This is a genomic window from Enterobacter sp. PP-008-ECC_S150, from assembly GCF_045257065.1.
In the GTDB taxonomy this organism is placed as follows: Bacteria; Pseudomonadota; Gammaproteobacteria; order Enterobacterales; family Enterobacteriaceae; genus Enterobacter; species Enterobacter chengduensis.
This window is the reverse complement of sequence record NZ_JBJHHG010000007.1, coordinates 60,439-75,271: the sequence shown is the minus strand read 5'-3', so window position 1 is coordinate 75,271 and position 14,833 is coordinate 60,439. Positions and strand designations below refer to the sequence as shown.

At 55.9% G+C, this 14,833-nt stretch carries 17 protein-coding genes; 5 read left to right on the top strand and 12 right to left on the bottom strand.

The genetic code is table 11. From position 1 onward, the window contains the following. Nucleotides 1-6: 6 nt before the first annotated feature. From ACJBF3_RS09780 to ACJBF3_RS09770, 3 genes are all read right to left on the bottom strand, one after another. Nucleotides 7-381, bottom strand: coding sequence for a MysB family protein (locus ACJBF3_RS09780; protein WP_023311118.1), 375 nt, complete (start codon nt 379-381; stop codon nt 7-9). Between the two features lie 97 nt (nt 382-478). Next, nucleotides 479-1,696: a multidrug efflux MFS transporter MdtG gene (mdtG, locus tag ACJBF3_RS09775; protein ID WP_045326939.1), complete on the bottom strand. Its 1,218-nt coding sequence runs from the start codon at nt 1,694-1,696 to the stop codon at nt 479-481. Nucleotides 1,697-1,838: 142 nt separating this feature from the next. After that, nucleotides 1,839-2,765: a Kdo(2)-lipid IV(A) acyltransferase gene (locus tag ACJBF3_RS09770; protein ID WP_045326940.1), complete on the bottom strand. Its 927-nt coding sequence runs from the start codon at nt 2,763-2,765 to the stop codon at nt 1,839-1,841. A gap of 221 nt (nt 2,766-2,986) precedes the next feature. Between ACJBF3_RS09770 and ACJBF3_RS09765 the strand changes: the two genes are divergently transcribed. Next, nucleotides 2,987-4,036 carry a rhodanese-related sulfurtransferase gene (locus ACJBF3_RS09765; RefSeq protein WP_045327124.1) on the top strand — a complete coding sequence of 350 codons (1,050 nt, stop codon included), beginning with the start codon at nt 2,987-2,989 and terminating at the stop codon, nt 4,034-4,036. A 41-nt stretch (nt 4,037-4,077) separates the two neighbouring features. On the opposite strand, the gene ACJBF3_RS09760 is transcribed toward ACJBF3_RS09765, so the two are convergent. The 9 genes from ACJBF3_RS09760 to mdtH form a co-directional block, all read right to left on the bottom strand. Then, nucleotides 4,078-4,656, bottom strand: a complete 579-nt coding sequence (locus ACJBF3_RS09760; RefSeq protein ID WP_045326941.1) for a YceI family protein — start codon at nt 4,654-4,656, stop codon at nt 4,078-4,080. A 1-nt stretch (nt 4,657) separates the two neighbouring features. Next, nucleotides 4,658-5,224, bottom strand: coding sequence for a cytochrome b (locus ACJBF3_RS09755; RefSeq protein ID WP_045326942.1), 567 nt, complete (start codon nt 5,222-5,224; stop codon nt 4,658-4,660). A 208-nt stretch (nt 5,225-5,432) separates the two neighbouring features. Next, a complete protein-coding gene (locus ACJBF3_RS09750) occupies nt 5,433-5,546 on the bottom strand; it encodes a YceO family protein (RefSeq protein WP_032639612.1) in 114 nt (37 codons plus the stop codon). 60 nt (nt 5,547-5,606) lie between these two features. Further along, on the bottom strand, nt 5,607-6,725 hold the full coding sequence (gene solA / locus ACJBF3_RS09745; RefSeq protein WP_045326943.1) for an N-methyl-L-tryptophan oxidase: 1,119 nt from the start codon (nt 6,723-6,725) through the stop codon (nt 5,607-5,609). Nucleotides 6,726-6,841: 116 nt separating this feature from the next. Further along, the gene (gene bssS / locus ACJBF3_RS09740) at nt 6,842-7,096 is read right to left on the bottom strand and encodes a biofilm formation regulator BssS (protein ID WP_003858012.1); all 255 of its coding nucleotides are present in this window, start codon (nt 7,094-7,096) and stop codon (nt 6,842-6,844) included. A 274-nt stretch (nt 7,097-7,370) separates the two neighbouring features. After that, a complete protein-coding gene (gene dinI / locus ACJBF3_RS09735; RefSeq protein ID WP_045326944.1) occupies nt 7,371-7,616 on the bottom strand; it encodes a DNA damage-inducible protein I in 246 nt (81 codons plus the stop codon). Between the two features lie 74 nt (nt 7,617-7,690). Then, a complete protein-coding gene (gene pyrC, locus ACJBF3_RS09730) occupies nt 7,691-8,737 on the bottom strand; it encodes a dihydroorotase (protein WP_045326945.1) in 1,047 nt (348 codons plus the stop codon). Between the two features lie 126 nt (nt 8,738-8,863). Next, the gene (locus ACJBF3_RS09725; protein ID WP_032639620.1) at nt 8,864-9,424 is read right to left on the bottom strand and encodes a lipoprotein; all 561 of its coding nucleotides are present in this window, start codon (nt 9,422-9,424) and stop codon (nt 8,864-8,866) included. A 123-nt stretch (nt 9,425-9,547) separates the two neighbouring features. After that, a complete protein-coding gene (gene mdtH, locus ACJBF3_RS09720; RefSeq protein WP_045326946.1) occupies nt 9,548-10,756 on the bottom strand; it encodes a multidrug efflux MFS transporter MdtH in 1,209 nt (402 codons plus the stop codon). A gap of 236 nt (nt 10,757-10,992) precedes the next feature. Here mdtH and rimJ point away from each other — a divergent pair, with 236 nt between their 5' ends. The 4 genes from rimJ to murJ all read left to right on the top strand — a co-directional run bounded on the left by rimJ (nt 10,993) and on the right by murJ (nt 14,828). Next, nucleotides 10,993-11,577 carry a ribosomal protein S5-alanine N-acetyltransferase gene (gene rimJ, locus ACJBF3_RS09715; protein WP_045326947.1) on the top strand — a complete coding sequence of 195 codons (585 nt, stop codon included), beginning with the start codon at nt 10,993-10,995 and terminating at the stop codon, nt 11,575-11,577. A gap of 9 nt (nt 11,578-11,586) precedes the next feature. After that, nucleotides 11,587-12,237 carry a YceH family protein gene (locus tag ACJBF3_RS09710; protein ID WP_045326948.1) on the top strand — a complete coding sequence of 217 codons (651 nt, stop codon included), beginning with the start codon at nt 11,587-11,589 and terminating at the stop codon, nt 12,235-12,237. 2 nt (nt 12,238-12,239) lie between these two features. Continuing rightward, entirely contained in the window at nt 12,240-13,163 is a 924-nt protein-coding gene (locus ACJBF3_RS09705) for a Gfo/Idh/MocA family protein (protein WP_045326949.1), read from the top strand. A gap of 129 nt (nt 13,164-13,292) precedes the next feature. Continuing rightward, complete coding sequence (murJ, locus tag ACJBF3_RS09700) at nt 13,293-14,828, top strand: murein biosynthesis integral membrane protein MurJ (RefSeq protein WP_406544980.1); 1,536 nt, start codon at nt 13,293-13,295, stop codon at nt 14,826-14,828. Nucleotides 14,829-14,833 lie beyond the last annotated feature (5 nt).

The window sequence follows — 14,833 nt, the reverse complement described above, 5'->3', positions numbered from 1 at the left end:
CGTCAGTTAACGCTCGTCCCACTCATCGGCTGCGGTTTGACCTTCTTCCGTATCCAGCGGCGGCTCGAGCTGAAACTCACCCTCATCCCACTCGTGCAGGGTGTTCTCTTCCAGCCATTCCTGCCGCAGTTCGATCTCATCATAATCGCCATCAAAAACGGCCTGCGCACCTTCACCGCTTAATATCGGCAAACATTCCCCTTCTTCGCCTTCGTCGGCAAAGAATTCGGCCTGCCACATAATATCCCCATCCTGCAGAACGTATTTCTGGATATTAAGCTGCTGAACGTCAGCATCTTCTTCCTCAACGCCGGGGTTATCGGCGAGGAACTCTTCACGAGCGGCATCAATCGCTTCTTCCAGCGTGGCGTACATGGTCATGGGTGTCTCCCTGTTTTCCAGAAGGTTTCAGGGAAAGAATAGCTGAATATCAGATTCTGCAAGTATGAAAGCGAAAATAAGCCGTCAGGCTTTCACCTTATTCTGTCGCGGGCCGTAGCGCGCGGGATAGACTGAACCATGAATAAATCGCGTTGAACAGCACCACGCCGGCCGTCACGATAAAAACGGCGCGAAAACCAAAGCTGGCGGAGATCCCGGCACCGAGCAGCGGTCCGGTGACGTTACCGATATCGCGGAATGACTGGTTATAGCTGAAAATACGCCCGGCGATCTGGTTCGTGGAGTTATAGACCAGCAGGGTCTGTACGGCGGGCAGTAACGCGCCGTCGGCGGCACCGAGCAAAAAGCGCAGGACGCCCAATTGCCAGGGCGATTGCACCATTGACATCGGGATAAGCAGCAGGACGGAAATCACCAGCGCGCAGATCAGTATTTTTTCCGGACCGACGCGATCCCCCAGCTTGCCCAGCCTCGGGGCGCTCAGCAGCGCCGCCACGCCGGGCACGGACGCAATCATCCCGCTGATGAATGCAATACTGCTCACGTTACCCGCCAGATCCCGCACGTACAGCGTCAGAATCGGGGCAATCGAACCGGTCGCCACCTGAATAATCAGGGTCGTCACGAACAGGCTGAGCACCAGTCTGGGATGCTTAAGCGAGGTCAGCACCTCCCTGGCGTGGAGCATCTCTTTTTTGGCGACGGGCGTGAATTTTTCACGAATACAGAGCAGGGTGACGATAAAGCACAGGAATAGCACGCTGGCGGTGATGAAAAAGACCGGACGCAGGCCGTAGTTATCCGCCAGCAATCCACCGGCAAGCGGCCCCAGCAGAGCGCCGCTCACGCCGCCGGTGGAGAGCGTGCCCAGCGCCCAGCCGCTTTTATGGCGGGGTATCTGCGTGGCAATCAGGGCATTCGCGTTGGGAATAAATCCCCCCAGCAAGCCCAGCAGCGCGCGCAGGATCAGAAACTGCCAGACGTTTTGCGCCACGCCCATCAGCGCCATGATGATGGCCATCCCCAGAGCCGAACGCAGCAGCATGATTTTTCGACCCTTGCGATCGGCCAGGCCACCCCAGAACGGCGAGGCCATCGCGGAAAAGAGAAACGTGATGCTGAAGACCAGGCCAGACCACATATTGAGCGCGCCGTGGCCCGTCACGCCCAGCTGTTCGACGTAGAGCGGCAGGAAGGGCATGATCAGGCTAAACGCCGCGCCGGTAAGAAAACAGCCAAGCCACGCAACCGTGAGGTTACGCTTCCAGTTTATGGGGGCATCTGAGGGTGACATAACTATCCGCATAATGAGGTGCAGAGCACCTGAAGCATAAGGTAATAAGCCTGCTAATTATGCGCCTGGGTTATGATTGCCGCAATGCGGGTGAGCTTTTAAAGCTAAAATGGAATGCGGCCCGGACGGGGCCGCATGAGGATCAATAGCGGGACGGCGTGCCCTGTGGTCGCGTTTTAAAGCGACGGTGCAGCCACATATACTGCTCCGGCGCGAGCATGATGCACTTCTCCACGACGCTGTTCATCCAGCGCGCGGTGGTTTCCGCATCGTCGAGCGGCGGCGCGAGCTCCGGCTCCAGCATCATCAGCTCGTAGCCTGACCCATCCGGCTTACGGCGGGGAACAAATGGCACGATGGCCGCTTTTGACATGCGCGCCAGCATCCAGGTTCCGGTTGTGGTGGCGGCCTCTTCAACGGCGAAGAAGGGAACAAATACGCTGGCCTGTGGGCCATAATCGTGGTCGGGAGCATACCAGACCACTTCACCGGATTTCAGCGCGCGGATCATCCCCTTCAGATCCTTCCGGTCGATCATGCTTTTGTTGGAGCGCATGCGGCCGTTGGTCTGGATGAGATCGATGACCGGGTTATCGTTAGGGCGATAAACGCCAATGCCGGGCGCCTGCATGCCGAACATGCGCGCCCCGATTTCCAGCGTCAGAAAATGGACGCCGATCAGCAGAACGCCCGTCTGGTTGGCCTGAAGCGTGTGCACCGGATCCATACCGGTTCCTGTTACCTCGCTCCAGCGAGCCATGCGTTTGTCCGGCCAGAACCACGCCATACCGGTTTCCATGAGCCCCATTCCGACGGATTCGAAATTCTTCGTGACCATATCGTGACGTTCTGATTCGCTCATCTGCGGAAAACACAGCTCAAGGTTGCGGTACGCGATTGCGGCGCGGCGCTTCATAAACAGTTGCGCGAAACGGCCCAGAGATTTACCCAACCGGAAAATAACAGGGTAGGGAAGCTGTACCAGTAGCCATAAAAAGCCGATGCCAAGCCAGGTCAACCAATAGCGGGGATGCAAAAGGGCGACAGTAAATTTTGGTAACTGGGTCATGTCTTTCCTGTGTATAAACGTCCTGTTTTGCTAGTGTCTCATTTTTTGAGACGTAGCCAAAATATCTGCTGTCGAAGCGTGCACGAATACAGCAATTGTTAAGCCTGATTAATCAGGGAGTGTGAAATGTAGCGTAAATTGTGTGGATGTAAATTGGTTTTGTTTGCTATATGATGCCGACCGATTTTTTCATTTTCTCTAACGATCCAGGACTGTACACCATGCCAGTGTTACATAACCGCGTATCGAATGAGATGTTAAGAGCGCGTATGCTGGCTGAAACCGAACCGCGCACGACCATCTCGTTCTACAAGTACTTCACCATCGACGATCCGCAGGCGACCCGCGATGCGCTTTATCAGGCGTTCACCGCGCTGAACGTCTTCGGCCGCGTCTACCTTGCCCGTGAAGGCATCAACGCGCAGATTAGCGTACCGGAAAGCAAGGTCAGCGCCTTCCGTGACGTGCTTTATCAGTTTGACCCGGCCCTTAACGGCTTGCGCCTGAACATTGCCCTGGATGATGACGGGAAATCCTTCTGGGTGCTGCGCATGAAGGTGCGTGAGCGCATCGTGGCGGACGGTATCGACGATCCTGAGTTTAACCCGGCGGATGTCGGTGAATACCTGAAGGCCGCGGAAGTCAATGCGATGCTGGACGATCCGGATGCCGTGTTCATCGATATGCGTAACCACTACGAGTACGAAGTGGGGCATTTCGAGAACGCGATGGAAATCCCCGCCGATACCTTCCGCGAACAGCTGCCGAAAGCGGTTGAGATGATGCAGGAACATAAAGATAAAAAGATCGTTATGTACTGCACCGGCGGTATCCGGTGTGAGAAAGCCAGCGCGTGGATGAAGCACAACGGCTTTAATAAGGTCTGGCACATTGAAGGCGGCATTATCGAGTATGCCCGCCGCGCCCGCGAGCAGGGGTTACCTGTACGCTTTATCGGGAAAAACTTTGTTTTTGACGAGCGTATGGGCGAGCGAATCTCAGAGGATGTGATTGCCCAGTGCCATCAGTGCGGCGCGCCGTGCGATACCCATACCAACTGCAAGAACGACGGGTGTCATCTGCTGTTCATTCAGTGTCCGGCCTGTGCCGAGAAGTTTAACGGCTGCTGCAGCGAGCTGTGCAGCGAAGAGAGCGTCCTGCCGGAAGAAGAGCAGCGTCGCCGTCGGGCAGGGCGTGAAAATGGCAACAAGATTTTTAATAAATCACGCGGCCGTCTGAATACCAAACTGGGTATCCCTGACCCGGAATGATAATCACGCCCGGCAAGGCGAAAGCCTGCCGGGCGAATCTATTATGATTTCTGCTGCACACCTTCAACGGAAATAATCAGCTCAACGTCCTGAGATGCCGGGCCTAAATCCGTTGTGATATTAAAATCTTTCAGGTGAATTTTACCCGCCGCTTCAAATCCTGCGCGTTTACCGCCCCACGGATCGTCACCCTGACCCAGTAATTTAGCATCAAGCGTGACAGGTTTTGTTACGCCGTTAAGCGTCAGGTTGCCGGTAATATTCAGCTTATCGCCCTCTTTTTTCACCTCCGTGGAGGTGAAGGTCGCCTGCGGGAATTTCGCGACATTCAGGAATTCCCCACTGCGCAGGTGTTTATCGCGCTCTGCATGGTTCGTGTCGACGCTGTTCGTATTAATGGTCACATTGACCTTATCGGCCGCGGGATTTTTATCGTCAAAGGTGAACGTGCCGTCAAAATCCTTAAAGGTGCCGTACAGCCAGCTATATCCCAGGTGCTGAATACGGAAATTGACGAAAGCGTGCTGGCCCTCTTTATCAATTTTATAATCTGCCGCCACGGCGGAACCGGCGGTAAATAACAGAGAACCCAGTGCGATACCCAGCAGGTGTTTTTTCATTTTATGCTCCAGAGTCAGCTGACGAGCGGCCAAGCATGCGCTTTAGCGTATCGTCTTTATCAATAAAATGGTGTTTAAGGGCGGCAAGCCCGTGCAGTACGGACAGAATGACGACGCTCCACGCAAGCCAGAGGTGAACGACCCCAGCCGTATCCGCCTGAGCGCCCGCATCGCTGAGCGTGGCCGGGACGTCAAAAAGTCCAAAGACGCTGATCGGCTTACCGTCAGCCGTCGAAATGAGATAACCACTAATCAGGATGGCAAACAGCAGCGCGTAAAGAGCAATATGCGCGGCGACTGCACTGACGCGGGTCAGTTTGCTGTGGGTCTTCGGCGCGGCGGGCGGCGGGGAAATATGCCGCCAGATGACGCGGAAAACCAGCCCCAGCATCAGAAGGACGCCAATGCTTTTATGTAACTCCGGTGCCTGATGATACCAGCCATCATAATAGCTGAGCGTGACCATCCAGAGTCCAAGTCCAAACATACCGTAGACGGCAAGAGCAAATATCCAGTGCAAACCTATGGATATTATTCCGTAGCGTTGGGGGGCGTTACGCAACTGCATTAGAATGTCCATTTTCAGATTAACAGAAAGTTAAAAATGAACGGGGCGGCGATATATTGCAACTGAAAAAACGGTATATGGACTGTTATTTTATTTATATCAGCGATTTTGAAAAGGATCGGCTAATGTAATTCAGTGAGGTCGGGCAAGATGAAATTAAGAGTTTCAACTAATATAAATTAACGTCAATTATTGTCAATCCGGCTTTTCAGTAAAATACAATGTAAACAAAATCAATAATGGCCAGCAGCGCCCACAGCAAGATATAGAGCATAAAATGCTCGCGAATATTGTTCATCAGAAAGTTAACGATCCTGCGCATAACGCCCCGTAGTGCCGTGTGAATGAAACGGGCCCCGGCACGTCCGGAGCCCGCGGCGGATTATCCGTTAAAACGCGAGAGGGAGAACGGCGTCAGATCAAACTGCGGCGTAATGCCCTGGGCAAACTGCGCGGCGATTTCACCGAGCACGGAAGCAAACTTAAAGCCGTGACCGCTCAGCCCGGTGATGATCAGCGTGTTGTCATGCCCCGGCAGCGTATCAATGATAAAGTCCTCGTCCGGCGTGTTGTCGTAGGTACAGGCTGCGCCATAAAGCAGGCCACCGACGCCCGGAAGGATCGTGCGCAGGAACGTGAAGGCTTCTGACCCATCCTGTGGGAAGGCGCCGAAGGGTTTGCGCTCTTCAGGGGAGGAGATCGCCTGGCCCCCGTTGTGTTTACCGATTTTCAGCGCGTCCTTCTCGGAAGGGAAACCGTAGAACTGGTCGCCATTCGGCAATTCGCCGGTGAAGGCCGGGAATTTATTCTGCGCGCTGTAGCGACCGTCTGACTGGAACCAGGAGAAGACCTTGCGCACCGGCTGGATCGGCAGGTCCGGCAGCAGGTGGGTAACCCAGGTTCCCGCGCTGACCAGCAGGCGGTCTGCGGAATAGTCGCCGTCAATCGTCGTGACCGTGACGCCGTTCTCGTCATGGGTGATGGCCTCCACCGGACAGTTAAACAGCTGTCCACAGCCGGCCTTCGCGGCAAGATCGATCCAGGTCTTGATCGCCGTTTCACAATGCAGCACGCCGGAGTGGGCTTCAAAGAGGCCAATGTAATCGTCCGGGACGGTAATTTCAGGCCAGCGCGCGGTAATACCCGTTGCGTCCAGCTTCTCCATGTCCAGATTAAAGGCCTTCGCGCTGCGCTCGACGCTGGCGAGAAATTCAGAATGGGCAGGACCCAGGTTGACGACGCCGGTACGCTCGAAAATGCGCTCTTCGGTCTGCTTCGCCAGCTCATCCCACAGCGTCTGGGCGCGAAGCACCAGCGGTACGTAGCGCTCGCCTTCTCCGTACGCATGGCGCATGAGGCGAGTATCGCCATGGTGGCTACCCTCCGAATGAGGAGGAAGATGGGCATCGATCATCAGGACCTTCAGCCCTGCCTGCGTCGCGTAATAACCGGCGGCAGAGCCCACGGAGCCGCTACCAATAATGATTAAGTCGTATCTCATATGCATCTCTTAAACTGACGTTTTGTTAGCAGAGTAATTAACAACGCGGGCTTAGACAAGGGAGAAATAAATAAGGCACCGCGAGGGTGCCTGTAGAGAGAAAAGTGGGCATAAGCTTAGTGCCGTTTATACTCATTTTCCTGATAGTCGCCAGATTCTATTTTTGCAATACCTGCCTCTAAAATAGAAATAAACTGACGGGCGACGTCTGTTGTTAGCCACAGCGTCTGTCCAACTTCCGCTTCGTCACGGTTAAGTTGATTTGGGGTCTGGTAGTGCAAACGCAGCATCAGCGCATCGTAGCTATCTACGGTACTGATATCCCAGCCGACAAGTGGATGGGTCTGGATCACTTCACTATTCTTTTCCATTATAACCCCCTTAATGCGTGTTAGAAGACAACGGCTTTGAGGTTCAATGCATGTTTTTCTGAAAGCATCTTCAGTATACCAAGTAATAAGGGTTCCGACGGGAAAAATAAACAGGTGGCAACACATTTTTCTGCTTTTTAGGATTGTTCGAACAATAAAACACCATCTTGTTCACGATTCTTAAAGAAGATACCGAATTAATTTGAACTTACCGTATTTTTAGGCAAAAAAAAGCCGGGGCGACCCGGCAAAAAAACACAATGAGGGAGCAGTGTTAATCTGTGATAAACCAGTCGTCTGCGCTTTCCCATGTTTCCTGCAGGATTTCGCTGATGCGATCTTTATCTTCTTTCGCAGCACCCATGACGGAGAGGTTGTTTGCCGCGGCGTAGCGCACCGTGACGGCACCCGCGTTGTCGGGAAAGGTGTTGTTAATACGACGGGATAATTCGCTGGCCAGCGCATCAAGCGCGCCGGCAGGCAGAACGGTAGTTTTGGCAATGGTGACTTCAATACGCATAAATGCCCCCTGTGTAATATACTGTTTATTTATACAGGCATATTGTCGGTTTGACAACAAGGGGCATTGATTTTTTAACGTTTTACCGTCCAGTTAACGGTTTCGCCCGCCAGGAACGGGATCAGCGTATCATCCGTCAGCGCAATAAACTCCTCAACGTGGCTCGCTTTGCGCTCAAGTTCGATGAAGGTGTCGTTGACCGGCAGGCCGTAGAAGCGCGGGCCGTTAAGGGAGCAGAACGCTTCGAAATGGTCCAGCGCGTTCATCTCTTCAAATACGGTCGCGTAGCTGGCAAGGGCCGTTGGGGCGTTGAAGCAGCCTGCGCATCCGCAGCTCGCCTCTTTACGGTGGCGGGCGTGAGGCGCGGAATCGGTGCCGAGGAACGCGCGGGAGAACCCGCTGGCCACCAGCTCGCGCAGCGCCTGCTGGTGGATGTTGCGCTTAAGGATGGGCAGACAGTACAGATGAGGGCGCACCCCGCCTACCAGCATATGGTTACGGTTAAACATCAGGTGCTGCGGCGTAATGGTGGCGGCGATAAGATCGTTACCGTCACGCACGTACTCTGCCGCATCTTTGGTAGTGATATGTTCAAAGACCACCTTCAGCGCGGGCAGGCGCTGGCGCAGCGGCTCCATCATGGTCTCGATAAAGCGGGCTTCGCGGTCGAAGATGTCAATCTCGGCATGGGTGACTTCACCATGAACCAGCAGCGGCATGCCCAGTTTTTGCATGCGTTCCAGCACCGGCATGATGGCATCAATGCTGGTGACGCCGTGGCTGGAGTTGGTGGTGGCGTTCGCCGGGTAGAGTTTCGCTGCCGTAAATACGCCTTCGTTAAATCCGCGCTCCACTTCGTTCGGATCCAGCGAGTCGGTCAGATAGCAGGTCATCAGCGGGGTGAAATCGTGCCCCGCAGGCACGGCATCCAGGATGCGCTGGCGATAGGCGATTGCGGCATCGACGGTGGTGACTGGTGGCACCAGGTTAGGCATGACAATCGCGCGGCCATAAATTTCGCTGGTATAAGGCACGACGGTTTTCAGCATATCGCCATCGCGCAGATGGATATGCCAGTCGTCTGGGCGGCGGATTTTTAAAACCTGGGGTTGTACAGTCATGGAAGCTCCGGCTTGTCAGGAATCAGTCATAAGGATGGCTGTTTTTGCCGGACACAAATCATAAGCGGAAACGTTTTCGTTTGCACACTTTTCCGGAAAAAAAAAGGCGCCGCAGCGCCCCTCAGGTTAATCGGTGAAAGGAATGATAATTTCTCCCGGCTTCACCTCTATCCCTTTTGCATATTTTTTCGCCAGAGCTTCACCCTTGCTTTTATCTTCACTTAAGACGTACGCGGGCTGTTGGTTAAAGTAATTACGCAGCGACTGGTTCAGATAGGGCATCAGAGTTTGCAGAACCGGCGCCATCTTGTCCGGCGAAACCTGCGCATCGACGACTTCCATCTCCTGCAGGAAAATGGCCCCTTTCTCTTTGTTGAACACCGGGAGTGCCTTCAGCTTGAGCTTGATGTTGGCCTTCTGATTGCCAAAGAGAGATGACATATCGAGAGCCGCATCGCCGGCCAGGGTGACTTTGTTTGGCTCTTCACGTCCGATCTGGCTGGTCAGATTCGTTAGCACGATATGCGCGTCCGCCAGCCCCGGCACGCCAATGTCTTTAGAAAAATTGTTATGCTTTTCCAGCGCCTGATTAATTTCCTGTTCACTGACGGTATATTGCGTGAGCTGGTTACAGCCAACCAGCAGGCCGCTGACGACTAATGCCGCGGCTAAGACAATTTTCTTCATAGTGTTCCTCAACGAAAAATCGGCGCTTCTGTCCTGTTGCGCCAGTATGTCAGTGTGAAATAGCAGAAACCAGCAGAAAAAACTGAGAAGTGGGGCGGGGAAGGTTCCCGCCCGAGGGAAAGGCTACGCGCCCGGCTCGAGCATCCCGCTCGCGCTGCGCTTCTGGCTGAACTGCCACCAGAGGGCCAGCAGCGTCATAAAGCCCACCGCGCCGAGCATCATCCACGGCAGCTCGGGCTGGTTCAGCGCTTTGCCGGCATCAAACAGCCAGCCGCCGCCGGCGTAGCCTAAGGCGCCACCCAGCGCCAGCCCCAGTCGGCTGAAGCCCATATAGCTGCCGCGGGCACGCGCATCCGCAAGGGAGGCGCTCAGCGTTTCACGGGCAGGCTCGGCGATGATCGACCCAATATAGAACGTGCAAATCAGCGTAAACAGCTGCTGGAGAGAGTTCACCAGGCCGATCGGCATCATGCTCAGCGTCATCAGAAACAGGCCGGCCATCAGGCGATGTTCCAGGCGAAAACGCCGCTCGCTCCAGCGGGCAATAGGGTAAAGCAGGGTCAGTGACAGACAGGCTTCGATAGCGTACATCCACTTAACGGCAGCAGGCGTGCCCGCGATGTCGTTAACCATGATTGGCAGCATCAGCATGACCTGCACGGCCAGCATGTAATAGCCGGTCAGGGTCAACACGTAGGTGACAAAGCGCTTGTCACGCATAACGCGTCCAAGCCCCTCGCGCACCGGCGCTTTCACCGTCGACAGTTTCCAGGCCGGAAGATAGAGGCCGTTGAACAGCGCGCAGAGGATAAAGAGCACCGCGCCAGCGGCGCAGACCAGACGGAAGTCATACTGCAGCAGCCAGCTTCCCAGCAGGGCGCCGACAACCGCCCCGGCGCTGTCCTGCATCATGAGAATCGAGAAGAAACGACCACGATGCTGCGGGCGAATCAGCTTCACCACCAGCGCGGTGCGTGGCGGATCGAACAGCGTACCCCCGATACCGGAGAGGAAACAGGAGAACCAGAGCAGCCAGGGCTCCTGGGCGACCGCCATTGTGGCAAACCCTGCCGCGCGCAGCAGCATACCGGTGACGATCATCGGCTTAGCGCCAAAGCGGTCAGCAATGGCCCCGCCAAAGACGCCCAGACCCTGCTGGACAAACTGGCGTAACCCGAGGGCAATGCCAACCATGAGTGCCGCCCAGCCCATTTGATCGACAAAGCGGATCGAGATGAGCGGAAAAACGACAAAAAAGCCGAGCACGACCAGCATGTTATCGACGAGCAGGAAATATTTACCCAGGCTCCTGGCCTGTGATACGCGGGACATTTTCCCTCCAGGGAAAATAAGAAGGTGAGCACGCTAACATTCTGCGGTGTCGCCGCGCGTTTTCCCACCCCTGGAGGTGACAATATTTTTTTATCAAAAGGGTGCTTTGATAGAGAGTTCTCATCGAAAATGGCGAAAAGAGGGCAAAATGGTATGTCACTGTTTTCACAGACGGCGCAGGCGCAGGTATAGTAAAGCTAATGGGTGAGCAGAAGTGACGGGAAGGAGTGGTATCGATGTTTGGCTATCGCAGTAATGTGCCAAAAGTGCGTCTGACAACGGACAGGCTGGTCGTTCGTCTGGTGCACGAGCGTGATGCCTGGCGTCTGGCGGATTATTACGCCGAGAATCGCCAGTTTTTAAAACCCTGGGAACCCGTTCGGGACGAGAGCCATTGTTACCCTTCCGGCTGGCAGGCGCGGCTCAGCATGATCGCGGAATTTCACAAGCAGGGCAGCGCGTTTTATTTTGCGCTGCTGGATCCAGAAGAGAAAGAGATTATCGGGATCGCCAATTTTTCAAACGTGGTGCGGGGGTCGTTTCACGCCTGCTACCTTGGCTACTCCATCGGCCAAAAATGGCAGGGGCAGGGGCTGATGTTCGAGGCGCTGACGGTGGCGATCCGCTATATGCAACGCACGCAGCACATCCATCGCATTATGGCGAACTATATGCCGCATAACCAGCGCAGCGGCAATTTGCTGGCGCGTTTAGGGTTTGAGAAAGAGGGTTACGCCAAAGACTATCTGCTGATAGACGGAGAGTGGCGCGACCACGTTCTGACGGCGTTAACCACCCGGGACTGGACCGCAGGTCGTTAAGGAGAAAAGATGAAGTATCAGCTAAACGCTACAGAAGCGCGCGTGATTGGGTGCTTGCTCGAAAAACAGGTCACTACGCCGGAGCAGTATCCGCTCTCCGTCAACGCCGTCACCCTGGCCTGCAACCAGAAAACCAACCGCGAGCCGGTGATGAACCTCAGCGAGCATGACGTTCAGGACGTGCTGGATGCACTGGTAAAACGCCACTATCTGCGCACCGTCAGCGGCTTCGGCAACCGCGTAACCAAATACGAGCAGCGCTTTTGTAACTCCGAATTTGGCGACCTTAAGCTCAGCAGTGCGGAAGTGGCGGTCATCACCACCCTGCTGCTGCGCGGGGCGCAGACCCCGGGCGAACTGCGCACGCGCGCGTCGCGTATGCACGAGTTCAGCGATATGCAGGAAGTCGAGCAGACCCTGGAAGGGCTCGCCGGGCGTGAAGACGGCCCCTACGTGGCGCGTCTGGCGCGCGAGCCGGGCAAGCGCGAAAGCCGCTATATGCATCTTTTCAGCGGCGACGTCGATGTCGCTAGCGCGGAGGATGACGCGGGATCTCCAGCAGGCAACGAAACGCTTGCCGCGCGCGTAGAGGCGCTGGAAGAAGAGGTTGCCGGGCTGAAGCAGCGTCTGGATGCCCTGTTGGCACATCTGGGAGACTAACCGTGAAAAAGTTACGCATAGGCGTGGTGGGTCTGGGGGGCATCGCGCAAAAAGCCTGGCTGCCTGTTTTAGGTGCCGCGACGGACTGGACCCTGCAAGGGGCATGGTCCCCCACCCGAGAAAAGGCAGAACGGATCTGCGACACCTGGCGCATGCCGTATGCGGCATCGCTTCAGGATCTGGCCCGCGAGTGTGATGCGGTCTTTGTGCACACCTCAACGGCCACCCACTACCAGGTGGTGAGCGAATTGCTCAACGCGGGCGTTCACGTCTGCGTGGATAAACCGCTGGCGGAAAATGTCCTGGATGCGGAACGGCTGATTGAGCTGGCAGCGCGCAAAAAACTGACGCTGATGGTGGGCTTCAACCGCCGCTTCGCGCCGCTTTATCAGCAGCTGAAGGCGCAGTCGGGCACGCTCGCTTCGCTTAGGATGGATAAGCACCGCACCGACAGCATTGGGCCAAACGATCTGCGCTTTACGCTGCTGGATGACTATCTGCACGTTGTGGATACGGCGCTGTGGCTGGGCAACGGCGAAGCGCTGCTGAAAAGCGGTACCCTGGTGACGAACGACCAGGGGCAGATGGTCTATGCGGAACATCACTTTGCCGTTGAGCACCTTCAGATTACCACCAGCATGCACCGTCGCGCGGGGAGTCAGCGTGAATCCGTGCAGGCGGTGACCGACGGCGCGCTGTACGACATTACCGACATGCGCGAGTGGCGGGAAGAGAAGGGGAACGGCGTGGTGACGCTCCCGGCGCCGGGCTGGCAGAGCACCCTCGAGCAGCGCGGTTTCGCAGGATGCGCCCGCCACTTTATCACCTGCGTGCAAAATCAGACGGTTCCTGAAACGTCTGGCGAACAGGCCATTCTGGCCCAGCGCATTGTGGAAAGGCTCTGGCGCGAGGCCATGAGCGAATAACCCGCTGTAACATCTGCGGATAGTAATTCGTTGAAATCCGGTTAGACTAAGCGCCGCTTGTTGGCTTTGCCGGGTGGCGCTTGCGCTTACCCGGCCTATACATCCGTATGGTTCTGGAAATTCACGTTAATGAACTTATTAAAATCGCTGGCGGCCGTCAGCTCGATGACCATGTTTTCCCGCGTGCTCGGTTTTGCGCGCGATGCCATTGTGGCAAGGGTATTTGGTGCAGGGATGGCCACGGACGCCTTCTTCGTCGCGTTCAAACTGCCGAACCTGCTGCGTCGTATTTTTGCAGAAGGGGCATTCTCTCAGGCATTCGTCCCAATCCTGGCGGAATATAAAAGCAAGCAGGGTGAGGACGCCACGCGCGTCTTCGTCTCTTATGTCTCCGGCCTGCTGACGCTGGCGCTGGCGGTGGTGACCGTCGTCGGGATGCTGGCCGCGCCGTGGGTGATTATGGTGACCGCGCCTGGCTTTGCCGATACGGCTGATAAATTTGCGCTGACCTCGCAGCTGCTGCGCATTACTTTTCCCTATATTTTGCTCATCTCGCTGGCCTCGCTGGTGGGGGCCATCCTCAATACCTGGAACCGCTTCTCGGTGCCGGCGTTTGCGCCGACGTTTCTTAACGTCAGCATGATCGGTTTTGCCCTGTTCGCCGCGCCGCACTTCAAACCGCCCGTGCTGGCGCTGGCCTGGGCGGTCACCGTCGGCGGCGTGCTGCAATTGGCGTACCAGCTGCCGCACCTGAAAAAAATTGGCATGCTGGTGCTGCCGCGCATCAATCTCAAAGATGCCGGCGCGATGCGCGTGATTAAGCAGATGGGGCCCGCCATTCTCGGCGTCTCCGTCAGCCAGATCTCGCTGATCATCAACACCATCTTTGCCTCTTTCCTGGTATCCGGCTCGGTATCGTGGATGTACTACGCCGACCGTCTGATGGAGTTTCCGTCCGGGGTGCTGGGCGTGGCGCTGGGGACTATTCTGCTGCCGTCGCTGTCGAAAAGCTTTGCCAGCGGCAACCACGATGAATATTGCCGCCTGATGGACTGGGGTTTACGTCTTTGCTTCCTGCTGGCGCTGCCCAGCGCGGTGGCGCTGGGTATTCTGGCCAAACCGCTGACGGTATCGCTTTTCCAGTACGGCAAATTCACCGCTTTCGATGCGGCAATGACCCAGCGCGCGCTGATTGCCTACTCGGTCGGACTGATGGGGCTTATTGTGGTAAAAGTGCTGGCGCCGGGGTTCTATTCCCGTCAGGACATCAAAACGCCGGTAAAAATTGCCATCGTGACGCTGATTATGACGCAGCTGATGAACCTGGCGTTTATCGGCCCGCTGAAGCATGCCGGCCTGTCGCTATCGATTGGTCTGGCGGCCTGTCTGAATGCCGGACTGCTGTACTGGCAGCTGCGCAAGCAGGATATCTTCACGCCGCAGCCGGGCTGGGCAAGCTTCCTGGTGCGTTTGATTATTGCGGTACTGGTGATGTCTGCGGCATTGCTCGGCATTATGTATGTCATGCCGGAGTGGTCTCAGGGCACCATGCCCTTCCGTCTGATGCGGCTGATGGCCGTGGTGGGCGTCGGGGTGGTGGCGTACTTTGCTACGCTCGCGGTGCTGGGCTTCAAAGTGAAAGAGTTTGCCCGCCGTACCGCATAAACGCC